Genomic DNA, 24,914 nt, shown 5'->3' with positions numbered 1-24,914 from the left:
CTGTGGCCATACCCACCTCTCCCGAGCGCACAAACCTGAACGGAACCGATGTCTGACGAAACGCGTCCATTGGACAACGCAGCAGGCAGCGCAGTACGCACTGCGGCCGTGATTCCGGCCGCCGGCCGGGGCGTGCGCCTCGGTCCAGGCGCCCCCAAGGCGCTGCGCGCGCTGAGCGGTACTCCGATGCTGATCCATGCCGTCCGAGCGATGGCGGCGTCCCGCGCCGTGTCCCTCGTCGTGGTTGTCGCGCCGCCCGACGGCGCCGCCGAAGTGAAGTCCTTGCTCGCCGATCACGCCCTGCCCGAGCGCACCGACTTCGTCGTCGTGCCCGGTGGGGAGAGCCGGCAGGAGTCGGTGCGGCTCGGGATCGAGGCCTTGCCTGCCGGCATCGACATCGTGCTCGTGCACGACGCGGCCCGCCCCCTCGTGCCGGTCGACACGGTCGACTCGGTCATCGAGGCCGTACGGGACGGGGCTCCGGCCGTCGTTCCCGCGCTGCCGCTCGCGGACACGGTCAAGGAGGTCGTGCCGAGCGCCGACGGATCGCCGGAGCCGGTCGTCGCGACGCCCTCGCGGGCCAGGCTGCGGGCCGTGCAGACGCCGCAGGGGTTCGACCGGGAGACGCTCGTGCGCGCGCACGAGGCCGTGACCGCAGAGGTGACGGACGACGCCGGGATGGTCGAGCAGCTCGGCCACCAGGTGGTGCTCGTGCCCGGGCACGAGGAGGCGTTCAAGGTGACGCGGCCGCTCGACCTCGTCCTCGCCGAGGCAGTGCTTGCCCGGAGGAGGGCGAACGATGAGTTCTGAAGGCGCGGGCTTCGTGCTGCCGCAGGTCGGTATCGGGACGGACATCCATGCGTTCGAGGACGGGCGCGAGCTGTGGTGTGCGGGGCTGAAGTGGGAGGACTCCGGGGCCGGGCTCGCGGGGCACTCCGATGCGGATGTCGTGGCGCACGCGGCCTGCAACGCGTTGTTCTCTGCTGCCGGTCTCGGTGATCTCGGGCAGCACTTCGGTACGGGGCGGCCCGAGTGGGCCGGGGCGAGCGGGGTCGCGCTGCTGACGGAGGCGGCGCGCGTCGTGCGTGAGGCCGGGTTCGTGATCGGGAACGTGGCCGTGCAGGTCGTCGGGCCGAGGCCCAAGATCGGGAAGCGGCGGGACGAGGCGCAGAAGGTGTTGTCCGGGGCGGTTGGTGCGCCGGTGTCCGTGTCGGGTGCGACGACGGATGGGCTGGGGTTTCCCGGGCGGGGTGAGGGGTTGATGGCGGTGGCGACGGCGTTGGTGGCGCGGGTGTAATCCGCCGGTCACACCCGGGGCCCTGCCCCGGACCCCGCTGCTCAATCGCCGCAGGGGCTTGATGGGCTCGGCAGCCCCGCGCCTTATTGCGAATCGGTCGCAGTTAGCATGGGTGGGCAGTGGTCCGTTCGTGGTGAAGGCAGGCGATGGGTGAATACGTGATCCGCGTGGCCGGGGACGGCGACGTGGACGAGGCCCGTGCCGTCATGCTGGACACCGTGTACCGCGACCTGCGCTCCGGGTACGTGCCGCGCTGGCACGCCGACATCGTCGACCCGGCCGCCCACTATCTGCGCCCCGAGCGCTGCACCCTGCTCGTCGCCGAGCACCGGGAGAGCGGCGAGATCGTCGCGACCGGCGCCGTCCGTGACCGTGGGCCCGCCGCCCCGCCCAACCCGCAGTGGGTCGCCGACCGCTTCCCCTCCGGGTCCACCGCGCAGCTGTGCCGGATCTACGTACGCCCCGAGCATCGTAGGAACGGACTCGCGCGGCATCTCGTGCGGGAGCTCGTCGACTTCGTGGCCGGGGTCGATGGGTACGAAGCCGTGTACCTGCACACCGATCCCGCCGTCCCGGGCGCCGAGCCCTTCTGGCGCTCGATCGGCCAAGAGGTGTGCGACGAGCGGGAGTTGCCGGGCGGGGGTCAGGGCATCGTGCACTTCGAGTTGCCGCTGCCCGCGCCGGTTCCCGCGTACGCGCCCGTCGGCTGATGCGACGCCGCGGCTTTCTGCTGGCGGCGGCCGGGATCGGGCTGACGTCCGCGTGCGGCTCGTTCACCGGGACCGCGCGGCGTGGCCGGATCGCCGTCGACCTCGCCTTCGCGCCGACCCAGGGACTGTCCCCGTACAGCGATGACGGGTTGTTGCTCAGTCGGCTCGCCGTTGTTGACGGGCTCACCCGGATGGATACCGAGGGCGTCGTCCATCCCGCGCTCGCCGAGAAGTGGGACCGCACCTCGGCCACCACCTGGGAGTTCACGCTGCGCGACGCCCGGTTCCAGGACGGCGGGCGGGTCACCGCCGATGCCGTCGAGGGGGCTCTGACGCGGGCCGGGCGGGCGAAGACGCAGCCGCGGGTGCTCAGCGACATACGGCTCACCGCGCGCGCCACGGGGGAGCGGACCGTGCGGATCACGACCGGCACCGCCGATCCGCTGCTGCCTGCGCGGCTCGCGAATCCGTCGCTCGCGATCTTCTCCCCGGCCGCGTACGGGAAGGACGGCGGCGTCGATCCCGTTGGGACCGCCACCGGGCCCTTCGCGCTGACCGAGGTGAACGGGGCCGTGTCCGCGACGCTCGACCGGTTCGACGGGCACTGGCGCGGGAAGGCGGCGGCGCGCGGCCTCGACGTGGCCTTCGTCGCCGACAACAACGCCCGTGCCAACGCGCTGCGTTCGGGTCAGATCGAGGTCGCCGAGTTCGTGCCCGCCGCGCAGGCGCTCGTTCTCGGCGGTCGGGCGCGGGAGGTCGCCACCGTGCGCACCACGACCCTGTACCTGAACACGCGGAGCGGGCCGCTCGCGGACGCCGGGCTGCGGGCCGCCGTGCGGGAGTCCATCGGTACGAGCGCCCTCGCGCGCAGCGTGTACGAGGGGTACGCCACGCGCGGCACGGGCCTGCTCGGCCCCGGTTTCGCCTGGGCCGACGGGAAGCAGCTCCCCGTCACGGGCCGGGCGAAGGCGGCGAAGCCGCACGGGCAGGAGCTCACCCTTGCCACGTACACCAACCGCGCGGAGCTGCCCGAGGTCGCCGCCGCGCTCCAGCAGCAGCTGCGGCGGGCCGGCTTCGCGGTGCGGCTCGTCGTGAAGGACTACGCGCGCCTTGAGTCGGGCGCGCTGGACGGGGAGTACGACGCGTTCCTGATGTCCCGGTCCACCGCGCTCGACACCGGCGACCCGGTCTCGTACTTCGCCTCCGACTTCACCAGCGAGGGCAGTTTCAACATCTCGCAGTTGAGGGACGCCCGGGTCGATTCCGTCGTGCGCGAGGCCGCCGGGCTCGAAGGGGCGGCGCGGCACCGGGCCATGCTGCGCGCCGAGGCCGCGATCCTCGGTACCGACGCGGCCGTGCCGATCGTCCACGAACAGCATTTGCAGGGCGTCGGGGCGGGAGTGCGCGGGGTCGTCCTCGACCCCTATGAGCGACAGTTCGTCGGCTTGGAGACGCGCGCCTGATGAACCGTGTCCGCAGGAACCTGTCCGTGCTGGCCGGGCGGGTCGGCGCCGCCGCCGGGCTGCTCGTGCTCACCGCGCTGCTGCCCTGGCTGACCCGCACCGATCCCGCGCTCACCGTGCTGCACGCGCGGTACGGCGACGCGCCCACGACGCCGAAGCAGCTGGCCGAGGTGCGCGGTCAACTCGGCCTGGACCAGGGCCCGTTCACGTTCCTCGGGCAGTGGGCACGGGGGATCGCGCACGGAGACCTCGGCGCGTCGTGGGTGACCGGTGCCGATGTCGCCTCCGACGTGGGCTCCGCGTTCTGGGTGTCCGTGTCCTTCATGGCGTACGCGATGGTGGTCGCCGTCGTCCTCGCGGTGGCGCTGTGTGTGCCGATGCTCCGGCGTGCGCGGCCCGAACCGGCGCACGAGGTGGGCGCGGGGATCCTCGCCGCGCTCCCCGAGTTCCTCCTCGCTTCCGTCCTCGCGACGCTGTTCGCCGTGCACCTCGGCTGGTTCCCGGCACAGGGCTGGGCCTCGCCCGTCTCCGCCGTGCTGCCCGCGCTCGCCCTCGGCATCCCGGCGGGCGCCGTACTCGGGCGGCTCGGCCAGGACGCGCTGCCCGCCGCGTTCGCCGAACCGTGGGTGCGTGCGGCGCGGGCGAACGGCATGCCGCGCTCGCGGATCGCCCGGCACGTGGCGCGGCGCGCGCTGCCCGCGGTGCTGCCGCAGGCGGGGCTCACGATGGTCGGGCTCACCGGGGCCGCGGCCGCGGTGGAGGCGGTCTTCGCGATTCCGGGGCTCGGCGGTACGGCCGTCGCGGCAGCGCTCGACCTCGATCTGCCGCTGCTCCAGGGCTGCCTGCTGGTGCTGCTCGCGCTGGGCGTGGCGGCGGCGGTGCTCGTCGGGCTCGTACGGCGCCGGCTGCTCGGCCCCGCGCTCGAAGCGGGCGCGCTCCCGGGGCTCGCGCGGGTGCCCGGGGGCGGGCGCGGACGCATGTACGCCGCCGGGGCGCTGGCCGCTCTGCTGCTCGCCGTCATCGTGTGGGGGCTGACCCGCGATCCGCTCCAGGTCGATCTGGCCGCCAGGCTGTCGGGTCCTTCCGGCGCCCACCCCTTCGGTACCGACGCGCTCGGCCGCGACGTCCTCGCCCGGCTCGGTCACGGGGCGCTGCGCACGCTCGCCGTGGCGGCGGCCGTCTGCGCCGTGTGCTTCGTGGTGGGCGTCGGGCTCGGCCTCATGCGGTGGACCGCGGGGCTCACCGAGGTCGCCAACGCGATGCCCGCGATCCTGGCGGGTCTCCTGGTCACCGGTCTTTTCGGGGCGGGCGTCACGGGGGCGGCGGTCGCCGTCGCCGCGGTCGGCTGGGCGCCCCTCGCCGCGCACACGGCGGCCGTCGCCGAGGCGGAGCGGGGGGCCGGGTATGTCGAGTCGGCGGTGGCCTCCGGCGCGGGGCGGTGGCAGGTGTTGCGCAGGCACGTGTTGAGCGCGGTGGTGCCGACGGTGGGGCGGCACGCGTTGTTGCGTCTCGCGCCGACGACCCTGGCGCTGGCGTCCCTTGGTTTTCTCGGGCTCGGTACGCAGCCGCCCACGCCCGAGTGGGGGCGGTTGTTGACGGAGAACCTGCCGTATGCGGAGCGGGCGGCGTGGTCGGTCCTCGCCCCCGCGGTGGGCCTCGCCGGCGTGGGGGCGATTGTGGTGCTGGCCTCCGCCGGTGGCCTCGGGCGGCGACGGTGACTGGCCGTGGGGCTCCGCCCCGGACCCCGCTGCTCAATCGCCGCAGGGGCTTGATTTGGCTGCGCCGGATCCATCAAGCCCGCCTTTCGTACGAGAGCCCGCGGGGTCCGGGGCAGAGCCCCGTGGGCGCAACGACGGTGCTGTGGGGACTGCCGGGGTACCTTCGGCTCCTCACCCTCACCCAGCTCGCCTTCAACATCGGCTTCTATGCCGTGCTGCCCTATCTCGCCACCCACCTCGCCGACACCATCGGGCTCGCGGGCTGGGCGGTGGGGTTTGTGCTCGGGCTGCGTACGTTTAGTCAGCAGGGGCTCTTCGTGGTCGGGGGCGCGCTCACCGACCGGTTCGGGCCGCGGCCGGTCGTGCTGGTCGGGTGTCTGCTGCGGATCGCCGGGTTCGTGTGGCTCGCCTTCGCGGGCAGCACGGTCACCGTCGTCGCCGCGGTCGTGCTCGTCGGCTTCGCCGCCGCGCTGTTCTCGCCCGCCGTCGAGTCGGAGGCGGCCCGGGAGGCCGTCCACCACGAGCGCGCCACCGGCGTCCCGCGCGCCCAGGTGCTCGGCGTCTTCTCGGCGGCGGGGCAGGCCGGCGCGTTCCTCGGGCCGCTGCTCGGCACCGCGCTGCTGTACGCCGGGTTCCGGGCCGCGTGCCTGGCGGGCGCGCTCGTCTTCGTGGGGGTGTTCGCGGGGCACGCGCGCCTGATGCCGCGCCGGGAGCGTGCTCCGGGCGCGCGCCGCGTCAAGGGCGGGCGCGCCGTCTTCGCGAACCCCCGCTTCCTCGCGCTCTGCCTCGCCTACAGCGGCTACCTCATCTCCTACAACCAGCTCTATCTCGCGCTGCCCGTCGAGCTCACCCGCGCCACCGGCTCGCAGGACGCGGTGGGTCTCCTCTTCGCGCTGTCCTCGCTGCTCGTCGTCGGCGCCCAGCTGCCTGTCACCCGCTGGTCCGCGGCCAGGATCGCGCCGCGGGCCGCGCTGACCGGGGGACTGCTGCTCGTGGCGGCGGGGTTCGCGGCGGTCGCGGCCACGGTCTCGTACCTCCCGAGCCGCACCCCGTACGCCCTGCTGCCCGCGTGCGCGCTGGTCGTGCTGCTCACGCTCGGCCAGATGCTGCTCGTCCCGGCGGCGCGCGGGCTCGTCCCCGACCTGGTGGACGAGCGGCATCTGGGCCTCGCGACGGGGGCGCTGTCCTCCGTGTCGGGGCTCGCGGTGCTGGCCGGAAGCGCCGGTACGGGCGCGCTGCTCACGCTGCCCGCGCCCGTTCTGTGGTCGGCGCTCGCCGTGGTGCCGCTGGTGGCGGCGGGGCTCGCCCGCTTCGTGACACCCGTGCGAACAGAGCGCCGAAATACCGGCCCGCTCGGGTGCGTTCCAGCAGGATCGGGTACGCGCCGACCGTCCCCCGAGAAGGAGTGAGGCCATGTCAGCCCAGCTGTCCGACGAGCTCAAGGCACTGCTCGACAGCAAGGTCTTCATCGCTGTCGCCACGATCCAGCCCGACGGGAGCCCGCAGGTCTCCCCGGTATGGGCGAAGCGCGACGGTGACGACGTCCTGTTCTCGACGACCGTCGACCGCCGCAAGACGAAGAACCTGTACGCCGACCCGCGCGTGACGGTTCTGGTGCAGCCGGCCGACAACCCGTACGCGTACGCCGAGATCCGCGGCGTCGCCGAGGTCACTACGGAAGGCGGCCAGGAGCTCATCGACGAGCTGTCGCTGAAGTACACGGGCAAGAAGTACGCGGAGTTCAACCCGACGTCCGGCCAGGACGCCGAACGAGTGGTCGTCCGGGTACAGGCACGCAAGGTCGTCGGCCGAGTCTGAGCAATTCAAGCCCCGCCGGCGATTGAGGCGCGGGGCCCGGGGCAGCGCCCCGCGACCGCACCCCCGTGGGGGCCCGCAGGGGCGCGGGCCCCGGCCGACAACCCGGTAAACCGCCGGAGGCCATGGCACACCTCCGGGCCTACTACCCTGGAGGGGTGACTATTCGCCTGTACGACACCAGCGCCCGGCAGATCCGTGACTTCGCCCCGCTCATCCCGGGCTGTGTCTCGATCTACCTCTGTGGCGCCACGGTGCAGGCGGCCCCGCACATCGGGCACATCCGGTCGGGGCTCAACTTCGACATCATGCGCCGCTGGTTCGCGTACCGCGGCTACGACGTCACGTTCGTGCGCAATGTGACGGACATCGACGACAAGATCATCAAGAAGGCCGGGGAGCAGGACCGGCCCTGGTGGTCGATCGGGTACGAGAACGAGCGGGCGTTCAACGACGCGTACACCGCGCTCGGTTGCCTGCCCCCGACCTACGAGCCGCGTGCCACCGGGCACGTGACCGAGATGGTCGAGATGATGCGCGGGCTCATCGAGCGCGGGCACGCGTACGAGGCCGACGGGAACGTCTACTTCGACGTCAGGTCCTTCCCCGGCTACCTGGAGCTGTCCAACCAGGAGCTCGACAATCTGCTGCAGCCCTCCGGCGAGGGCGAGACCGGCAAGCGGGACCCCCGCGACTTCGCCATGTGGAAGGCCGCCAAGCCCGGCGAGCCCAGCTGGGAGACGCCGTGGGGCCGGGGCCGTCCCGGCTGGCACCTGGAGTGCTCGGCGATGGCCCACAAGTACCTGGGCTCCGCCTTCGACATCCACGGGGGCGGGATCGACCTGATCTTCCCGCACCACGAGAACGAGATCGCGCAGGCCAAGGCCTTCGGTGACGACTTCGCGACGTACTGGGTGCACAACTCGTGGGTCACCATGTCCGGCGAGAAGATGTCGAAGTCGCTGGGCAACAGCGTGCTGGTCGCCGAGATGGTCAAGCACTGGCGGCCCATCGTGCTCCGCTACTACCTGGGCACCCCGCACTACCGCTCCACCATCGAGTACAGCGAGGACGCGCTGCGCGAGGCCGAGTCGGCGTTCGCCCGGATCGAGGGCTTCATGCAGCGGGCGAGCGAGCTGGCCGGTGGCACGGTCGCGGCCTCGGCCGAGGTGCCGCCCGCCTTCGCCGAGGCGATGGACGACGACCTGGGCGTCCCGCAGGCGCTCGCCATCGTGCACACCGCGGTGCGGCAGGGGAACTCCGCCCTCGCCGCCGACGACAAGGAAGCCGCCGTCGCCCGCCTCGCCGAGGTGCGCGCGATGCTCGGCGTCCTCGGCCTCGACCCGCTCGACGAGCAGTGGGCCGCCGCGAGCGACGCCGGCGGCGAGGACCTGCACGGCGTCGTCGACCACCTCGTACGGCTCCTGCTGGAGCAGCGCGAGGCGGCCCGCGCCCGCAAGGACTGGGCCACCGCCGACGCCATCCGTGACCGCCTCAAGCAGTCCGGTCTGACCATCGAGGACAGCCCTTCGGGGCCGCGCTGGACGCTCGGCTGACAGCGGCTGAGCAGCCAAATGTGCCACCCGGCGTTCCGGGCGGCACACTTCATAGACGTACGCACACACCCGTAGACGTAAGAGACAGGTAGGTCATGGCCGCCAACAGCAACCGCCGCATGTCCGGCAAGAAGGGCGCGCAGGTAGGCAGCGGTGGCAATCGGCGCCGCGGCCTCGAGGGCAAGGGCCCCACGCCGCCCGCAGAGGCCCGCAAGGGGCACGCCAAGCAGCGTGCCGCCAACGCGAAGGCCAAGCGCTCCCAGGGCCGCCCGACCAGCCGCACCGGCGGTCCGCGCTCCAAGTCGACCTCCGAGATGGTCGTCGGCCGCAACCCGGTCGTCGAGGCGCTGCGCGGCGGCGTGCCCGCCACGACGCTGTACGTGCAGCAGTTCATCGACAACGACGAGCGGGTGCGCGAGGCCCTTCAGGTCGCCGGTGAGCGCGGCGGGATCCACCTCATGGAGGCCCCGCGCCCCGAGCTCGACCGCATGACGAACGGGCTCAACCACCAGGGCCTCGTCCTCCAGGTCCCGCCGTACGAGTACGCGTTCCCGGAGGACCTCGCCGCCGCCGCGTACGACGAGGGCCAGGACCCGCTGATCGTCGCGCTCGACGGGGTCACCGACCCGCGCAACCTCGGCGCCGTCGTCCGCTCCGTCTCCGCCTTCGGCGGCCACGGCGTCGTCGTGCCCGAGCGGCGCGCGGCCGGGATGACGGCGGGCGCGTGGAAGACGTCCGCCGGTACCGCGGCGCGCACGCCGGTCGCCCGCGCCACGAACCTGACCCGCACCCTGGAGCAGTACAAGAAGGCGGGCATCGCCGTGGTCGGCCTCGCCGCCGACGGCGAGCACACCGTGGGCGACCTGAAGGCCCTCGGCGGCCCCGTCGTCATCGTCGTCGGCAGCGAGGGCAAGGGCCTGTCCCGCCTCGTCGGCGAGACCTGCGACTACCGCGTCCGGATCCCGATGCCGGGCGGCGCCGAGTCGCTGAACGCCGGCGTCGCCGCGGGCGTCGTGCTGTACGAGGCGGCCCGCCGCCGCGCCTGATCCGCACCCGCTGTCCGGGCCCCTAGGGCCTGTCGTGTGGATCAGGCCGGGCTCGCGGGGCCCGGCACGCACGCTCGCGGCGTTGTCGTCGGTCGACGACGCTCCGCGTCGCCTCCCTCCTCCGCCTTGCGATCGCACGCACCTGGCCCCGCTCCCTGATCCGGCCTGATCCACACGACAGGCCCTGGATCCTTGACGGGGCCCGGACATTTCGGTGGGGCGGAGGCAGTGTCCTAAACACACATCACTCGGTTAGATGAGTGTGGACACCAGAACGCCCCGCACACCCTCGGGTGACCGCACGTCGGGATTCGACGAAGGTCCCGCGCTGAGCATGGTGAAGGTTCCGTGCGATCCGGCGCAGGTCATCGTCAACCACGCGAGTTTCCGCGTGCAGCTCCCCACGGCGCAGCAGTCGCAACTCCCGCGCATCTCACGGCACTTGAGCGCCACGGGCGTGGCCGGAGCCGACGCGGCGACCACCCGCATTCCCGTCATCACCGCCGCAGGGACGCCAGGCGCCAGGCGGCGCCGCCCCGTCGTCATGAACGGGGGAGGCCTCGACACCAGCGGGCTCCTCCAGGGCGCGCGCCGCTCCGGCGAACCGGACGAGGGCGCCGCCACGCAGGTCATCCCGCGCGTCGACGAGCGCGACTTCGCCGACGACCTCGGCCTCTACCGCGACTCGCCCACGGGCGAGCCCACCCAGCAGACGCCCACCGTCGGCCCCTGGCCGGGCGGGACGGACCAGCCCACGCGGATCCTGCCGCGCATGCGCCAGTCCGGCAGCGCCTTCGAAGAGACCGGCGAGCTCGAGCAAGTCCCGTACGAGGACGACGAGTTCGATGTGCGGATCGGTTCGCAGGACGGCGGTGCCGACGAGAGCACCGCCGCCCGCCGCTACGGACCCGTCCGGCACGCCTACTATCCCGGCCGCCGGATGAACCTCGGCGTCGTGCTGCTCCCGCTGCGCGTCTTCCTGGGCTTCATCTCCATCTACGCCGGCATGGGCAAGCTCTGCGACCCCGTCTACTTCAACGGCGGAGAGCGCGGCTCGATGGTCAAGTGGCTGCACTCGCTGCACCCCTGGGCCCTCGCCGAACCGCTCCGCGACTGGGCGCTCCAGCACCCGGTCGGCGCGGGCCTCGTGATCGCCTTCCTCCAGGTCATCGTCGGCGTGCTCACGGTCCTCGGCCTGTGGCAGCGGATCGCCGCCAGTGTCGGCGCGCTGCTCTCCGCGGCGCTGCTCGTCACCGTCAGCTGGAAGACCGTCCCCGCGTACGACGCGCCCGACATCATCTACCTCGCGGCCTGGTCCCCGCTGATCATCGCCGGTGCCCCCGTGTACTCCATCGACGGGCGGCTCGCGGGCGGCGCCTGGCGGCGGCTCGGACCGCGCGCCGCGCTGTGGGACCTGCGCAGCTACGTCCTGCGCCGCGGCGTCGTCGTCGCGACCTTCGTCATCGGTGGCACGCTGCTCATCGGCTCGGTGCTCGGCGGCGCCGTCCGCGACGCCGACCGGGTCACCGCCCCGGGCCCCGGCGACGCGCCCCGCAACGAGGTGCCCGGCTCCCCGCTCCCCTCCGAGCCCGGCAGCAGCGCCCCGCAGCGCCAGCACACCAGGAGCCCCTCGGCCTCGTCATCGAACGCCCCGACGCAGGGCACCACGGCGAGCCCGTCCGGGTCTCCCACCTCCGCCGGCGCGACCGCGGGCACGGACACGGGCGCCACGAGCGGCACCACGACGACGCCGACCCAGGGCACCACCGCGGGCCAGGCCCCGCCCCAGGAGTCGGCGCCGCAGCAACAGCAGCCGCCGGAGAGCACGGGCGGCTCGCCGAGCTCGGGCGGTACCTCGTCCGGCGGCCAGGACAGCCAGAAGCCGGGCCTGGTGGGCGGACTGCTGGGCGAGTGACGCGCTCTTCTTCCCGTACGCCGATGGGCCCCGCACGATCCACGTGCGGGGCCCATCGGCGTACGGGAAGGAACAGGTCGCTCAACGGCCCTGTGCGGCAAGTTCCTTCGCAGCCTCCGTGAGGTCCTTCGCCGTGTCGATCGCCCGCCAGTACGCGCCCTGCGGGAGCTGGAAGCCGGCCAGCCGCTTGCCGCGCGCCAGGCGCGGGAACGTGGCGCGCTCGTGGTCCCCGAGGTCCGGCAGCAGCGAGGCGAACCCGGCGGAGAAGACGTACACGCCCGCGTTGATCAGATACGGGGACGGCGGCGCCTCGATGAAGTCGGTGATGTGGCCGAACGCGTCCGTCTCCACGGCGCCCCACGGGATGCGCGGGCGGGCCAGCGCGAGGGTCGCGGTCGCCTCCCGCTCATGGTGGAAGTCGGCCATCTCGCGCAGCGAGAACCGCGTCCAGATGTCGCCGTTCGTGGCGTACCAGGGCTTTTCCTGGTGGGGCAGATGCGCGGCGGCGAACTTCAGGCCGCCGCCGCGGCCGAGCGGCTCCTTCTCGACGACGGTCGTGACCCGCAGCGGCAACTCCGCCTGGTCGAGCCACTCCTGGAGCACCTCGGCGAGATGACCGCAGGAGACGACGGCGTCGGTGACGCCCTCCTCGGCGAGCCAGTTCAGCTGATGGCCGATGATCGGCGTGCCCGTGCCGGGGATCTCCACCATCGGCTTGGGACGGTCGTCGGTGTACGGGCGCAGCCGCGAGCCCTGACCGCCCGCCAGGATCACGGCCTGGGTGGGGCGGTGGGGGTACAGATGCGGGCCGTGCGCGGACGGTTCAGCGGTCGTCATGACCGGAACTGTACGTGCGCACGACCCGCGTGGACGCCAGCGGCTCGGCGGTCGAGCGCGGCTCGGGACCGGTTCGCGGCTCGGGGCCGGTCCGGTGCTCAGGCCCGGAAGCCGGCCACACCCGAGGCGAACGAGGTGTCACAGACGGGGCGGGCGAACGACTGCGCGCGTGCGGGCCCGTAGGTCTCCACGGCGGCGCGACCGAGGGCCTTCGCGATCGCCATGCAGTGCCGGGCGAGCGAGGGTCGGCTGTCGATCTCCTGCTGAAGGTGGCTGAGTGCAACACCGGGGTTCTCCTCCTGGAGTTCGAGGAGGAGGCGGTCGCGCAGCACGTCCTGGGGCGCGCGCGACTTGGCGCGCTTGGAGACGTCCTGTGAGGAGGCCGTGAGAACCGAATCCGAGGAGTTCCCGGACCAGTCGACTCGGGTGACCGCGAGCGTCCCGGAGAGCACCAGCATCACCGGCAGGACGAAGGCGAGCGTACGGGCGGCGCGGCGGGCGGGGCCCCGGCCCCGAGCTCGGCGCGACTTCTGGGTGTAGTTGGCAGAGTGCGTCACGCGAGTGAGCGTAGCGCTCGGTGATGATTTGGCGACATTTGGTCACTCTGATGAGGGACGAACAAAGGGGTTTTGTTGCATACGTGTTGACGAAGCAGGGCCAAATGCCCGGGTTGCCGGGGTATTTGTCGACAATGGTGAGTGAACGCGCGAGGGCCCCGCACCGAAGTGCGGGGCCCTCGTGGTCGGTTGTGCGGCGTCAGTCGGAGAGGCGCTCGCCCGTGGAGGACGAGAACACGTGGCTCTCACCGGCGCGCGGCACGACGTGCAGCTGGGCGCCCTTCTCGGGAACCTGGCGGCCGTTCACGCGGACGACCAGGTCCTTGTGCTCGCCGCCGACCTCGGCGGAGCCGTAGACGTAGCCGTCGGCGCCGAGCTCCTCGACCACGTTCACGGAGACGGCGAGGCCGGCCGGGGCGTCCGAGACGTCCTTGGCGAGGGACTTCACGGCCTCGCCGTTCGTCTCGACGATGTCGAAGTGCTCGGGGCGGACGCCGACGTGGACCGTGCGGTCACCCTTGTCGGAGGCGGCCTTCAGCGCCTCGCGGCTGACCGGGACGACCGAGTTGCCGAACTTCACGCCGCCGTCGGTGATCGGGACCTCGACCAGGTTCATGGCCGGGGAGCCGATGAAGCCGGCGACGAAGAGGTTGGCCGGGCGGTCGTACATGTTGCGCGGGGTGTCGACCTGCTGCAGCAGACCGTCCTTGAGGACCGCCACACGGTCGCCCATCGTCATGGCCTCGACCTGGTCGTGGGTGACGTAGACGGTGGTGATGCCGAGGCGGCGCTGGAGCGACGCGATCTGCGTACGGGTGCTGACGCGGAGCTTGGCGTCGAGGTTCGACAGCGGCTCGTCCATGAGGAACACCTGCGGCTCACGCACGATCGCGCGGCCCATCGCCACACGCTGGCGCTGACCACCGGAGAGGGCCTTCGGCTTGCGGTCCAGGTACTCGGTGAGGTCGAGGATCTTCGCGGCCTCTTCGACCTTCGTGCGGATCTCCGCCTTGTTCACACCGGCGATCTTCAGGGCGAAGCCCATGTTGTCGGCGACGGACATGTGCGGGTAGAGCGCGTAGTTCTGGAACACCATGGCGATGTCCCGGTCCTTCGGTGGCAGGTGCGTGACCTCGCGCTCGCCGATGCGGATCGCACCGCCGTTGACGTCCTCGAGACCCGCGAGCATCCGCAGGGAGGTCGACTTGCCGCAGCCGGACGGGCCGACGAGGACGAGGAACTCGCCGTCCTCGATCTCGATGTCCAGGCCGTCGACCGCGGGCTTGGTGGACCCGGGATACACACGGGTCGCCTTGTCGAACGTGACAGAAGCCATGGCTGTGAAGCCCCCTTCACCGGCAGGAACGTGCCGGACGATCCGTTGTAAAGAAGGTGAGCCGCCATGGCGGTGCCACGGCGGTGTAGCACTGGTGTAGTCCACGCGAGTGAACTGCTCGGACTTTAAGCGGCGGGCAGTGGGTTTGTCAGTACCCGGGAGCACGTGACCTTCGAGGAAATTTTCGATGGGTGCACGGCCGAGGTTGGTTACACTGCTCGGGCTGCCTCCTTAGCTCAGATGGCCAGAGCAACGCACTTGTAATGCGTAGGTCGTCGGTTCGAATCCGACAGGGGGCTCGGCAAGGCCCAGGTCACCGTGTGTGACCTGGGCTTTTTGTTGTGTGGTTCGGTCAGTGGCGGCCGGCGATGCGGTCCGCGAACTTCGCCAGGCGGGACGAGTCCGCCGCGTGCGTGGTCAGTTCGCGGCGGTCCGCGGCGTAGTACGTGGCGTACATGCCGTGGACGCCGAGCCAGCGGAAGGGTTCCGGCTCCCATTTGCGGACCTTGTGGTTGGCCCAGGGGAGGGTGGTGAGGTCGGTGGGGCCCGACTGGCCGGAGTCCTGTTGGACGAGGTCGCGGAGGGTGCGGGCGGCCAGGTTCGTCGTGGCCACGCCGGAGCCTACGTAGCCGCCGGCCCAGCCGAGGCCCGTCGAGCGGTCCAGGGTGACGGTGGCGCACCAGTCGCGGGGGACGCCGAGGACGCCGGACCAGGCGTGGTCGACCCGGACGCCGCTGAGCTGGGGGAAGAAGCGGGTCAGGATCTCGTACAGCGCCTCGATGGTCTTGGGCTGGGTGCGGCCGTCGTTGTCGGTGCGGGAGGCGTAGCGGTAGGGGACGCCGCGGCCGCCGAGTGCGATGCGGTCGTCCGCCGTGCGCTGGGCGTACATGTAGGCGTGGGCCATGTCGCCGAGGGTTTCGCGGCCCTCCCAGCCGATCGACTCCCATTGCGACGCCGACAACGGCTCCGTGGCGATCATGGAGGAGTTCATGGGGAGCCAGGTGCGGCGCTGGCCCTTGAGGGAGGCGGTGAAGCCTTCCGTGCAGCGCAGGATGTACGGGGCGCGGACGGTGCCGTAGGGCGTGATGGCGTGCTTGGGCTTGATCTCCGTGACGGGGGTCGACTCGTGGATCGTGACGCCGAGGGCTTCGACCGCCGCTGCCAGGCCCTTGAGGAGCTTCACCGGGTGCAGGCGGGCGCCGTGCGGGGTCCAGGTCGAGCCGACGGCGCCCGCGACGCGGACGCGGTCGGCGGTCTCGCGGGCGCCGTGCAGGGTGCGGTCCTTCTCACCGTAGGTGAGTTCTGTTTCGTGGAAGGACTTGAGGCGCGCCAACTGGGCGGGGGTGTAGGCGACTTCGAGTACGCCGCCGTGGTGGATGTCCGCGTCGATGGACTCGGTGCGGGCCACGTCGATGACCTCGGTGACGGTCTCGTTCATGGCCTGCTGGAGGCGGACCGCGGCGTCGTGGCCGTGGAGTTCGGCATAGCGGTCGCGGCCCGCGATGCCGTTGTAGAGCCAGCCGCCGTTGCGGCCCGATGCTCCGTAGCCGCAGAACTTCTGTTCCAGGACCGTGATCCGCAGGAAGGGGGCGGCCTTCTTCAGGTAGTACGCCGTCCACAGGCCCGTGTAGCCGCCGCCGACGATGACGACGTCGGTGTTCGCGTCGCCGGGCAGGGGGTCGCGGGTGAGGGGGATGCCGTCGTCCGCGTACCAGAACGATATGCCGCCGTTGATCGTGCCATTGCTCATGGCGCGGGACGTTACTGGGCGGCGACGGAATGCGGGAGGGGGGAGGTGATGGTTTCGTGGCATATGTCGCCTGTGGGGCGATCGCTGGACGAGCGCACGGTGAGTGGGAGCCGGATCGTGAACGTGGGAGCGAAGGGTTCGGGGCGGCGGCTGCGGGCCGTGGCGGTGGCGGTCGTCCTGCTCGGGGCGGCGGCGACGGCCTGTGGTGAGGGTGGCGGCGGTGACGGCGGCGAGACCACCTCGGCATCCGTGTCCGCCCCGGCCACCCCCTCCGTGAAGCCGGCCGAGGACGCCGACGACCTGGCACGCCTCGACGCGCGCATGGACGGCGACGACGTGATCGTCGTGGGCGACGCGAAGGCCCCGCACACGGTCAAGGTGTACGAGGACCCGCGCTGCCCGTACTGCAAGAAGTTCGAGCAGGGCGGCGCCGAGGCGCTGACAGGCCCTGTGGCCGACGGTGACGTGAAGGTCGAGTACGTCATCGCCTCGTTCCTCGACGAGAATCTGGGCGGCCGCGGCTCGGTGAAGGGCGCCAACGCGCTGCGTGCCTCCGTCGAGGCCGGGAAGTTCCCCGTCTACCACTCCGCCGTCTTCGCGAACCAGCCCGCCGACGAGACCACGGACGCGTACACGAGCGACTTTCTGCTGAAGATCGCCAACACGGTCGACGGGCTGCGCTCCTCCGCGTTCGACGGGGCCGTGAAGGACATGAAGTACCAGGACTTCGTGAACGCGGCGATGAAGAAGTTCCGCGCCGACGGCATCGAGGGCACGCCCACGGTCTACGTGGACGGCGACAAGGTGACACCGGAGAAGGCGATGTACGACGAGGACGCCTTCGAGAAGGTGCTCAAGGACGCGGGCGTTCCCGTCGACTGACGTTGGCCGCGGCTTTAGGGTCGGCCGCGTGATCGATGTTCCCGTAGGCCTGGTGGAGTCGCAGCGCGCGTACGCGGGGGAGGCGGGCCGCGCGTTCGTCGCGGCGCTGCCCGCGCGCGTGGAGGAGTTCCTGGAGCGCTGGGAGTTGACGGTCGACGGGCCGCTGATGCACGGGGTGGCCGCGCTCGTCGTGCCCGTGGTGGGTGGCGGGCGGCCGGCGGCCCTCAAGTTCCAGGTGCTCGACGAGGAGACCGAGGGGGAGCCGGTCGCGCTGCGGGTGTGGGACGGCGACGGTGCCGTGCGGCTGCTCGCGTACGACGACGGGACGGGCACGATGCTGCTCGAACGGCTCGACTCCGCCCGGATGTTGAGCGCTGTGGAGGACTCGCGCACGGCGGTTCTGGTGATCGCCGAGCTGCTCGCGCGACTGACGGCGGGGCCTGCCCCGGAGGGCATGCGGCGGCTCTCCGGCATCGCCGCGCGGATGCTCGCGGACGCCCCGGACGCGCTGCGCCGGGTGGCGGACCCCGCCGAGCGCGCGCTGCTCGCCGACTGCGCGGCCGCGGTGCGGGAGGTCGCGGACGAGGCCGGGGACCGGCTGCTGCACTGGGACCTGCACTTCGACAACGTCCTCGCGGCCGGGCGTGAACCGTGGCTCGCGATCGACCCGAAGCCGCTGGCGGGCGACCCCGGGTTCGACCTGTGGCCCGCGCTGAACAACCGCTACGAGCCGCAGGAGACGATGTGGCGGTTCGACGCGATGAGCGGGGCCCTCGGGCTCGACCGGGAGCGGGCGCGGGCGTGGACGCTCGGCCGGGTGCTGCAGAACGCGCTGTGGGACATCGAGGACGGGCGGGAACTCGGCGCGGTGGACCTGGAGATCGCGCGCCGGCTGCGCGCGCCTCTGGGGAGTTAGGAAGCCCGGGGCGGCTGTCTGTCAGTGGCGCGCATTAGTCTGCCGCCATGATTCGTACCGCCACCTCCGCCGACGTCCCCGTCATCCACGCCATGGTCCGCGAGCTCGCCGACTACGAGAAGGCGCTGCACGAGGCGCGGGCGAGCGAGGAGCAACTGCGTGAGGCGCTGTTCGGCGAGCGCCCGGCGGCGTACGCGCACATCGCGGAGGACGCGGAGACCGGGGAGCCGGTCGGTTTCGCGCTGTGGTTCCTGAATTTCTCTACGTGGCGCGGTGTGCACGGCATCTACCTGGAGGACCTGTACGTACGCCCATCGGCGCGCGGTGGTGGCCACGGCAAGGCGCTGCTCACGGAGCTGGCGCGGGTCTGTGTGGAGCGGGGCTACGAGCGCCTGGAGTGGTCGGTGCTGAACTGGAACACCCCGTCGATCGATTTCTACGAGGCGATGGGCGCGCGGCCGCAGGACGAGTGGACGGTGTACCGGCTGACGGATGAGGCGCTGAAGGCGGTGGGTGCCTCCTAGGGTGGCGCGAGGATGCATTACCTGACTACGGTCAGAGAATGCGTGAGAGTGAGGGTGAGGACGGCGGCGGCGTCGGAGACGTCGCGCAGGTACGGCGGTTCAATCGCGTCGTCAGCGAGCGCGTCGGCGTGCTCCAGGAGCGGTTCCACGGCACCGAGCGGGCCTACGGGCAGGCACGGCTGCTCTGGGAGATCGGCGAGGCCGAAGCGCCGCTCGATGTACGGAAGTTGCGGGAGCGGCTCGGGCTCGACTCTGGGTACGTCAGCCGGTTGCTGCGCGCCCTGGAGGCGGACGGGCTCGTGGTGGTGGAGCCGCTGGAGCGGGACCGGCGGGTGCGTACCGTGCGGCTCACGGAGCGGGGGCGCGGCGAGTGGGCCGTGCTCGACCGGCGCAGCGACGAGGCCGCGGGCTCGCTGCTCGCCCCGCTGAGCCCGGCCCAGCGCGGGCGCCTGGTCGCCGCCATGGCGGAGGTGGACCGGCTGCTCACGGCCGGCACGGTCACGCTGGACGAGGTCGCCCCGGACCACCCCGACGCGGAGCTGTGCCTGCGCGGCTACTTCGCCGAGCTCCAGGAGCGGTTCGACACGGGCTTCGATCCGGCGCGGAGCCTGCTGCCCGACGCTGGTGAACTCCGGCCGCCGCATGGGCAGTTCGTCGTGGCGCGACTGCACGGGGAGCCCGTCGGCTGTGCCGGTCTCAAGCTTCCGCCGGGAGGCGCGGCCGAGGTGAAGCGCATGTGGGTGGCGCCGCGGGTCAGGGGCCTCGGTCTCGCCCGCCGCTTCCTGGCGGAGCTGGAGGCGCGGGCCGCCCGGCACGGCGCCGAACTGCTGCGCCTGGACACCAACAAGGCGCTGAGCGAGGCCATCGGGCTGTATCGCGCGTACGGGTTCGAGGAGGTCGCGGCCTTCAACGACGAGCCGTACGCGCACCATTGGTTCGAGAAGCGGCTGCGCCCCACCTCATAGGCCCGGCTCACGGCTCCAGGACCACCTTGCCCGTCGTGCCGCGCGTCTCCAGGGCATGGTGTGCGGCGGCCGCGTCGGCGAGCGGGAAGCGGTGGACGGCGGGGGTGAGGACGCCGCGGGCCGCGTGGTCGAGCGCGGCGAGTTCGAGGGTGCGCAGGGGGTTGTCGCCGCCGGCCTTGCGCATCATCGGAGGGCCGAGGACCTGTTCCTGAGTGAGGCCGCGGCGGGCGAGTTCGGCGTCGTCGAGGAGGTGCGGGCCCTCGTCGGAACCGATGCCCTGGGCGGACCAGCCGAAGATGAGGTGGTGCCCGCCGGGGCCCAGGAGGTCGAGGGCGCGCGCGGTCGTCGGGCCGCCGACTCCGTCGAAGAGGACGGTGGCGTCCCGGCCGCCGAGGAACGCGCGTGCCGCGTCGGGCCAGTCGGGGTCGTTGTAGTCGAGGGCGAGATCGGCGCCGTTCTTTTCGACCGCGGCTGTCTTCGCCGGGCCGCCCGCCAGGCCGATCACGGTGCCGCCCGCGTGCTTCACGTACTGCACGAGGAGCGTGCCGATGCCGCCAGCGGCGGCGGGGACGAGGGCGACGGTGTCGGGGGTGACGGTGGTGAAGTTCAGGATGCCGAGCGCCGTGCGGCCCGTGCCGATCATGGCGACGGCGCCCGCCGGGTCCAGGGTCGCCGGGAGTTCGTGGAGGCGGTCCGCGTCCGTGACGGCGAGCTCGGCGTAGCCGCCGGGGACCATGCCGAGGTGGGCGACGACCTTCTTGCCGAGCCAGGCGGGGTCGGTGTCCCGGCCGAGCGACTCGACGGTGCCCGCGACCTCGCGGCCGGGGACGGTGGGCAGCTCGGGGAGGGCGGGCAGCGGACCCTGTACGCCGGTGCGGATGGCGGTGTCCAGCAGGTGCACGCCCGCGGCCTCGACCGCGATCCGCACCTGCCCGGGACCCGGCTCGGGGTCCTCGGTCTTCTCGTACGTGAGGTTCTCGGCGGGGCCGAAGGCGTGCAGGCCGATGGCGTGCATGACAGCTCCTGGTGGGCGGTATGCGATGACCTGCGCGCCAGTCTTCGACCTCAAGCGCTGTTGAGGTCAAGGCCGCGGGTGAGGGCGGGCCGCCGCAGCGCCAGGGTCGTCGCCTCGATGGCGCTGGTGAAGGAGACCTCGGAGAGCACGCCGGGCGCCGCCACCATGTCGCCCGCCAGGTAGACGCCCTCGCCGCGGTCGATCGAGGGGCGGTCGCGCCAGGTCGTGCCGGGGCGGTCGAGCGCTCCTGTGCGCCCCTGGGCGAGGGCGTCGCGGCGCCAGGTCGTGCGCTCGCGCCAGCCGGGGAACGCGAGGTCGAGCAGTCCTTCGGCGCGCGCGGAGCCGTCCGCCTTGGACTCGTCGGGGGAGACCGGGACCTGGCCCTGGATCAGGCTCTCGCCGTGCGGGGCGAGGGACTTGTCCTGTGCGGTGAACCGTTCGATCCAGGCCGGGAAGTCGAGGCCCGACACCGCGAAGGCGTCGCCGCGCCGGGTCCTGACGGCCAGGTCGATCAGCGTCGTACGGCCGCTGTCCCAGGTCAGGGAGGGGTCCTTGAGGAGTCGGCGGGCCGCGTCGAGCGAGGTGGCGACGATGACGGGGGTGTCGGTGGGCACGGTGTCGATCCGGCTCAGGGTCTCCATGCGTACGCCGAGGTTCCACGCGCGGGACGCCATCCGGTCGATGACCGAGGACCAGCCGCCGACCGGGTAGTGGGCCTCGGGCGGCACCTTGGCGGTGCGGCGCAGGCGCTCCTGGACGAAGCGGGCCGAGAACGATCCGGGGTCGTGGTGGAACAGGGCGACGGCCGTGTAGTGGGCGGCGGCGCGGGCGGCGTCCGGGCCCGCGACGCGGGTGGCCCAGGTGGTGAAGTCCTCGTCCACTGGGGCGCGTTCGGGGCGGTGGCGCAGGAGGCGGAGCAGGGCGGCGGGCGGGGTGCGGCGCAGCGCGCCGTCGCGGTGGAAGCGCAGCCGGGCGCCTTCGAGCGGCGGGATCGGGGCGAGCGGTCCGAGCAGTTCGCGCCGGAGCAGCCAGGTCCAGTGCGGGCCGCCGTTGTAGAGGGCGTGCGGGCCTTCGTGGGTGAGGTGGGGGCCTTCGGCGGTGCGGGCCCGGCCGCCGAGGGTGTGGTGCGCTTCGTGCAGGGTGACGCGGGCGCCCGCCTCCGCCGCGGTGATCGCGGCGGTCAGCCCGGCGAGACCTCCGCCGATGACGGTGAGGGCGGGGGTGGGGTGACGCATGGGTGCTCCTGACTGCGTGATCCGGGCGTACGGACGGCCTTCACGGATACGACGTGCGGGGCGGGCGCGGATGTGACATCGCGCCGTTTGCGCAGGTCACTTGGGGGTGGGCGGGGATTGTCAGTGGGGCCGGGCAGCATGGGGTCATGAGCGACAGGCGTGGTGGTGCGGGGCGGGCCGCGGGACAGGGCCCGGCGAAGGTGAAGAAGGCGAAGCGGCCGCAGGTGCGGCTGCCTCCGTTGGAGCCGTGGGAGGGGCGCGGCCTCGAACCCGACGGGGACTACGACGGGGTGGAGTTCCGTGGCGTCGACTTCGCCGGGCAGGAGGGGGTCGGGGCGCGGTTCATGGACTGCGCGCTGGCGGCGTGCGCGCTCGACGAGGCGGGCCTCGCGCGGGCCAGATTCATCGACTCCGTGCTGAGCGACGTGCGGGGCGTGGGCACGAACCTGGCGGAGGCGACGCTGCGGGACGTGGAAGTGGTGGACGCCCGGCTCGGCGGGGTGCAGCTGCACGGGGCAGTGCTGGAGCGGGTGGTGATCAGGGGCGGGAAGATCGACTACCTGAACCTGCGGAAGGCGCGCCTCAAGGACGTCGTGTTCGACGGATGTGTGCTGGTGGAGCCGGACTTCGGGGGCGCGCGCCTTGAGCGGGTGGAGTTCGCGGGCTGTGTGCTGAAGGGCGTCGACTTCTCGGCGGCGACCCTGACGGACGTGGACCTGCGGGGCGCGGCGGAGCTGGGGATCGCGCGGGGTGTGGACCGGCTGGGCGGCGCGGTGATCTCACCGGCCCAACTCATGGATCTGGCCGGGGTGTTCGCGGCGGAGCTGGGGGTGCGGGTGGAGTAGGAGGGGGCGGGGGCCCGGTTACGGGTCGACTACGGGAGGCGGGGGAAGCGGGCCTGAAGATCCCACAGGGCCGGGTTGTCGGCCAGGTCCTCGTGCATGTCCGTGAGGTCGGCGAGCAGATCGTGCAGGAAGTCCCGGGCCTCGCGGCGCAGCGCGGAGTGGGAGAAGGTCAGCGCAGGCTCCTCGGTCGGCATCCAGTCGGCCGCCACGTCGACCCAGCCGAAGCGGCGCTCGAAGATCATGCAGTCGCTCGACTCGGTGAAGTCCAGCTCGGCGTACTGGGGAGTGGCGGAGCGGCTGCCGCGCGGGTCCTTGTCCAGCTGCTCGACGATGTCGCACAGCGCCCACGCGAAGTCGAGCACCGGCACCCATCCCCAGGCTGTGGACAGCTCCCGGTCGGCCTTGGTGTCGGCCAGGTACACGTCGCCGCAGAACAGGTCGTGGCGCAGCGCGTGGACGTCCGCGCGCCGGTAGTCCATCTGCGGCGGGTCCGGGAAGCGGCGGGAGAGGGCGTAACCGATGTCGAGCACGTAGAGATGGTGTCACGGGCGCGGGACCGGTCCTCACGGGAGCAGCCGCTGCTCCTTCGCCACCGCGACGGCGCCGGACCGGGTGTCCACGCCGAGCTTGTCGTAGATCCGGCCCAGGTGGGTCTTGACCGTGGCCTCGCTGATGAACAGGGCCTTGGCGATCTCCCGGTTGCCGAGGCCGTGCGCCAGCTGGGCGAGGATGTCGCGCTCGCGGTCGGTGAGGGTGGGCCGCGGCTTGCGCATATTGGCCATGACGCGGCTGGCCACCGGGGCGGAGAGGGCGGTGCGGCCCTCGGCGGCCGCGTGGATCGCGGCGAACAGCTCCTCGGGCCGCTCCGCCTTGAGCAGATAGCCCGTCGCGCCCGCCTCGATGGCGCGGGTGATGTCGGCGTCGGTGTCGTACGTGGTCAGCACGAGGACGTGGGGGCTCCGCCCGGCTTCCGGGGGTGCGGTGAGGCGGCGGGTCGTCTCCACGCCGTCCATGCCCTCGCCCAGCTGGAGGTCCATGAGGACGACGTCGGGCCGCAGCTTCGCGGCGAGCGCGATCGCCTCCTCCCCGGTCCCGGCCTCACCGACGACCTCGATGTCCGCGGTGCTGTCGAGCAGCGCGAGCAACCCGGCACGAACGACGACGTGGTCGTCGCAGAGGAGGATGCGGACGGGCTGGGTCATGGCGACTCCGTTCCGTCGTTCAAGCGCCGGTGGGCCTGGGGGCGGGTGACCACATCAAGCCCCTGCGGCGATTGAGCAGCGGGGTCCGGGGCGGAGCCCCGTGACGTCGACCCCGTCGCAGGCGTCAACGGAATCGCGGCGGAGACCACCGCTCCCTCCCCCGGCGCCGATTCGAGCGACAACGTCCCACCCAGCTGCCGCACCCGCGCCCGGATCGCCGGGATCCCGTGCCCCCGCACACCGGAGGCCGCCGCCGGCAGAGCGGCCGGATCGAACCCGCACCCGTCATCGGCGACGTCAAGCACGACCTGGTCGTCGAGCAACGTCAGCGTGAGCGCGGCGCTACCGGCCCCGGAGTGCTCCCGTACGTTGGCCAGCGCGCCCTGCGCGATCCGCAGCAGGGCCGACTGCACCCGGTCGGGCAGCCGGTCCGCGCGCCCGTCGTCGTCGACGCGGACCTGGACGGTGAGCCGGTCGCCGGACTCCCGCGCGGCCACCGCCCGCAGCGCCTCCGCCAGACCACTGGCCAGGTCGGCGGGGGCCAGATCGTGCACGAAGCGGCGCGCCTCGGTGAGGTTGTGCTCGGCGATCGACGCGGCCGTGCCGACATGGGCGCGGGCCTTGCCGGGGTCGGCCTCCCACACCCGCTGCGCCGCCTGCAACAGCATCTGCTGGCTGGACAGGCCCTGCGCCAGGGTGTCGTGGATCTCCATGGACAGCCGTTGCCGCTCGGCGAGCGTGCCCTCGCGGCGTTCGGAAGCGGCCAGTTCGCGGCGGGTGCGGATCAGGTCGTCGATGAGCGTGCGCTGCCGTGCTGCCTGCCGTTTCATCTGAAGGAACACGGCGGTGGCGATCACCACGACGGCCGGCGGGCCGAGCAGCAGGTCCGGGTCGAGACGGCCGGCGAGCCGCAGCTGGGCGAGGATGACGAGCACCGTCAGGAGCCCCACCAGGACGAGCGCGGCGCGCGTCGGCAGTGTGCGCAGGCCCGTGTAGAAGAGCGGCACGGCGCACCACGCGAAGCTCGGCGCGAGCACCACGAGCACCACCCACACCACGACGACCAGCGTCAGCCACACCCGCTGCCCGACCGTCGCCCGCCCCGCGAGACCCCGCACGAGCCCGGCCCCGTACAGCAGCGCCACGACCGCGGAGAGCGCGACGATCCACGGGGTGCGCCCGTCGTGCGAGTGGCGCAGCAGGAAGCGCGCCAGGGCCACGGCCAGAAGCAGGAAGAACGAGGCGTGCATGACCGCGGTGAGGCGGCGGATGTCGGTGTCGTAGTCGTCGGCGTTCTGCGCGACCCGGCTGCTCGGCACGGTTCCCTGCA

24 protein-coding genes and 1 tRNA gene are annotated in these 24,914 nt (G+C 72.5%); 16 read left to right on the top strand and 9 right to left on the bottom strand.

What is annotated here, in order from left to right; genetic code table 11:
• The first annotated feature begins 48 nt into the window (after positions 1–48).
• The 10 genes from ispD (at position 49) to ACFYWS_RS08825 (ending at position 11,520) form a co-directional block, all read left to right on the top strand.
• Positions 49–810 carry a 2-C-methyl-D-erythritol 4-phosphate cytidylyltransferase gene (gene ispD, locus ACFYWS_RS08870; protein ID WP_389271453.1) on the top strand — a complete coding sequence of 254 codons (762 nt, stop codon included), beginning with the start codon at positions 49–51 and terminating at the stop codon, positions 808–810.
• Complete coding sequence (ispF, locus tag ACFYWS_RS08865) at positions 800–1,297, top strand: 2-C-methyl-D-erythritol 2,4-cyclodiphosphate synthase (RefSeq protein WP_389271450.1); 498 nt, start codon at positions 800–802, stop codon at positions 1,295–1,297. The genes ispD and ispF overlap by 11 nt, the downstream gene beginning before the upstream one ends.
• A gap of 146 nt (positions 1,298–1,443) precedes the next feature.
• On the top strand, positions 1,444–2,007 hold the full coding sequence (locus ACFYWS_RS08860) for a GNAT family N-acetyltransferase (protein ID WP_389271447.1): 564 nt from the start codon (positions 1,444–1,446) through the stop codon (positions 2,005–2,007).
• Positions 2,007–3,470, top strand: coding sequence for an ABC transporter substrate-binding protein (locus ACFYWS_RS08855; protein ID WP_389271444.1), 1,464 nt, complete (start codon positions 2,007–2,009; stop codon positions 3,468–3,470). The genes ACFYWS_RS08860 and ACFYWS_RS08855 overlap by 1 nt, the downstream gene beginning before the upstream one ends.
• A complete protein-coding gene (locus ACFYWS_RS08850) occupies positions 3,470–5,188 on the top strand; it encodes an ABC transporter permease subunit (protein WP_389271441.1) in 1,719 nt (572 codons plus the stop codon). The genes ACFYWS_RS08855 and ACFYWS_RS08850 overlap by 1 nt, the downstream gene beginning before the upstream one ends.
• A gap of 122 nt (positions 5,189–5,310) precedes the next feature.
• Positions 5,311–6,597 (top strand): MFS transporter, encoded by a 1,287-nt coding sequence (locus tag ACFYWS_RS08845; protein ID WP_389271438.1) that lies wholly within the window; start codon positions 5,311–5,313, stop codon positions 6,595–6,597.
• Between the two features lie 4 nt (positions 6,598–6,601).
• Positions 6,602–7,006 (top strand): PPOX class F420-dependent oxidoreductase, encoded by a 405-nt coding sequence (locus ACFYWS_RS08840; protein ID WP_389271435.1) that lies wholly within the window; start codon positions 6,602–6,604, stop codon positions 7,004–7,006.
• Between the two features lie 155 nt (positions 7,007–7,161).
• The gene (cysS, locus tag ACFYWS_RS08835) at positions 7,162–8,559 is read left to right on the top strand and encodes a cysteine--tRNA ligase (RefSeq protein WP_389271432.1); all 1,398 of its coding nucleotides are present in this window, start codon (positions 7,162–7,164) and stop codon (positions 8,557–8,559) included.
• Between the two features lie 95 nt (positions 8,560–8,654).
• A complete protein-coding gene (gene rlmB, locus ACFYWS_RS08830) occupies positions 8,655–9,605 on the top strand; it encodes a 23S rRNA (guanosine(2251)-2'-O)-methyltransferase RlmB (RefSeq protein WP_389271429.1) in 951 nt (316 codons plus the stop codon).
• A gap of 262 nt (positions 9,606–9,867) precedes the next feature.
• Positions 9,868–11,520 (top strand): DoxX family protein, encoded by a 1,653-nt coding sequence (locus ACFYWS_RS08825; protein WP_389271829.1) that lies wholly within the window; start codon positions 9,868–9,870, stop codon positions 11,518–11,520.
• A gap of 81 nt (positions 11,521–11,601) precedes the next feature.
• Here ACFYWS_RS08825 and ACFYWS_RS08820 read toward each other — a convergent pair whose 3' ends face one another.
• The 3 genes from ACFYWS_RS08820 to ACFYWS_RS08810 all read right to left on the bottom strand — a co-directional run bounded on the left by ACFYWS_RS08820 (position 11,602) and on the right by ACFYWS_RS08810 (position 14,250).
• Positions 11,602–12,357 carry an NDP-sugar synthase gene (locus tag ACFYWS_RS08820; RefSeq protein ID WP_389271426.1) on the bottom strand — a complete coding sequence of 252 codons (756 nt, stop codon included), beginning with the start codon at positions 12,355–12,357 and terminating at the stop codon, positions 11,602–11,604.
• 98 nt (positions 12,358–12,455) lie between these two features.
• The gene (locus tag ACFYWS_RS08815) at positions 12,456–12,914 is read right to left on the bottom strand and encodes a hypothetical protein (protein WP_389271423.1); all 459 of its coding nucleotides are present in this window, start codon (positions 12,912–12,914) and stop codon (positions 12,456–12,458) included.
• Between the two features lie 199 nt (positions 12,915–13,113).
• Positions 13,114–14,250, bottom strand: a complete 1,137-nt coding sequence (locus tag ACFYWS_RS08810) for an ABC transporter ATP-binding protein (RefSeq protein WP_389271420.1) — start codon at positions 14,248–14,250, stop codon at positions 13,114–13,116.
• A 225-nt stretch (positions 14,251–14,475) separates the two neighbouring features.
• On the opposite strand from ACFYWS_RS08810, the gene ACFYWS_RS08805 reads away from it, so the two are divergent.
• Positions 14,476–14,549 (top strand) — tRNA-Thr (locus tag ACFYWS_RS08805).
• A gap of 53 nt (positions 14,550–14,602) precedes the next feature.
• On the opposite strand, the gene ACFYWS_RS08800 is transcribed toward ACFYWS_RS08805, so the two are convergent.
• Complete coding sequence (locus ACFYWS_RS08800; protein WP_389271417.1) at positions 14,603–16,000, bottom strand: NAD(P)/FAD-dependent oxidoreductase; 1,398 nt, start codon at positions 15,998–16,000, stop codon at positions 14,603–14,605.
• A 117-nt stretch (positions 16,001–16,117) separates the two neighbouring features.
• Between ACFYWS_RS08800 and ACFYWS_RS08795 the strand changes: the two genes are divergently transcribed.
• From ACFYWS_RS08795 to ACFYWS_RS08780, 4 genes are read left to right on the top strand one after another with little or no spacing between them, the layout of a single operon-like run.
• Positions 16,118–16,882 carry a DsbA family protein gene (locus ACFYWS_RS08795; protein WP_389271414.1) on the top strand — a complete coding sequence of 255 codons (765 nt, stop codon included), beginning with the start codon at positions 16,118–16,120 and terminating at the stop codon, positions 16,880–16,882.
• A 28-nt stretch (positions 16,883–16,910) separates the two neighbouring features.
• Positions 16,911–17,798 carry an aminoglycoside phosphotransferase family protein gene (locus tag ACFYWS_RS08790; protein WP_389271411.1) on the top strand — a complete coding sequence of 296 codons (888 nt, stop codon included), beginning with the start codon at positions 16,911–16,913 and terminating at the stop codon, positions 17,796–17,798.
• 47 nt (positions 17,799–17,845) lie between these two features.
• A complete protein-coding gene (locus tag ACFYWS_RS08785; RefSeq protein WP_389271408.1) occupies positions 17,846–18,322 on the top strand; it encodes a GNAT family N-acetyltransferase in 477 nt (158 codons plus the stop codon).
• Positions 18,323–18,360: 38 nt separating this feature from the next.
• The gene (locus ACFYWS_RS08780; RefSeq protein ID WP_389271405.1) at positions 18,361–19,287 is read left to right on the top strand and encodes a GNAT family N-acetyltransferase; all 927 of its coding nucleotides are present in this window, start codon (positions 18,361–18,363) and stop codon (positions 19,285–19,287) included.
• A 7-nt stretch (positions 19,288–19,294) separates the two neighbouring features.
• Here ACFYWS_RS08780 and ACFYWS_RS08775 read toward each other — a convergent pair whose 3' ends face one another.
• Together ACFYWS_RS08775 and ACFYWS_RS08770 are read right to left on the bottom strand one after the other, a co-directional pair.
• Positions 19,295–20,302, bottom strand: coding sequence for a zinc-binding dehydrogenase (locus tag ACFYWS_RS08775; protein ID WP_389271402.1), 1,008 nt, complete (start codon positions 20,300–20,302; stop codon positions 19,295–19,297).
• A gap of 50 nt (positions 20,303–20,352) precedes the next feature.
• Positions 20,353–21,537 carry an NAD(P)-binding protein gene (locus tag ACFYWS_RS08770; RefSeq protein ID WP_389271399.1) on the bottom strand — a complete coding sequence of 395 codons (1,185 nt, stop codon included), beginning with the start codon at positions 21,535–21,537 and terminating at the stop codon, positions 20,353–20,355.
• A gap of 146 nt (positions 21,538–21,683) precedes the next feature.
• Here ACFYWS_RS08770 and ACFYWS_RS08765 point away from each other — a divergent pair, with 146 nt between their 5' ends.
• The gene (locus ACFYWS_RS08765; protein ID WP_389271396.1) at positions 21,684–22,382 is read left to right on the top strand and encodes a pentapeptide repeat-containing protein; all 699 of its coding nucleotides are present in this window, start codon (positions 21,684–21,686) and stop codon (positions 22,380–22,382) included.
• Positions 22,383–22,411: 29 nt separating this feature from the next.
• Here the strand turns inward: ACFYWS_RS08765 and ACFYWS_RS08760 are convergent, their stop codons facing one another.
• From ACFYWS_RS08760 to ACFYWS_RS08750, 3 genes are read right to left on the bottom strand one after another with little or no spacing between them, the layout of a single operon-like run.
• A complete protein-coding gene (locus ACFYWS_RS08760; protein WP_389271393.1) occupies positions 22,412–22,912 on the bottom strand; it encodes a hypothetical protein in 501 nt (166 codons plus the stop codon).
• Between the two features lie 33 nt (positions 22,913–22,945).
• Positions 22,946–23,584, bottom strand: a complete 639-nt coding sequence (locus tag ACFYWS_RS08755; protein ID WP_389271390.1) for a response regulator — start codon at positions 23,582–23,584, stop codon at positions 22,946–22,948.
• Positions 23,581–24,834, bottom strand: coding sequence for a sensor histidine kinase (locus tag ACFYWS_RS08750; RefSeq protein WP_389271826.1), 1,254 nt, complete (start codon positions 24,832–24,834; stop codon positions 23,581–23,583). The genes ACFYWS_RS08755 and ACFYWS_RS08750 overlap by 4 nt, the downstream gene beginning before the upstream one ends.
• Between the last annotated feature and the right edge of the window lie 80 nt (positions 24,835–24,914).

The sequence above is a fragment of the Streptomyces sp. NPDC002795 genome (genome assembly GCF_042888725.1).
Taxonomy (GTDB): domain Bacteria; phylum Actinomycetota; class Actinomycetes; order Streptomycetales; family Streptomycetaceae; genus Streptomyces.
This window is presented reverse-complemented; position numbering and strand designations above follow the sequence as displayed.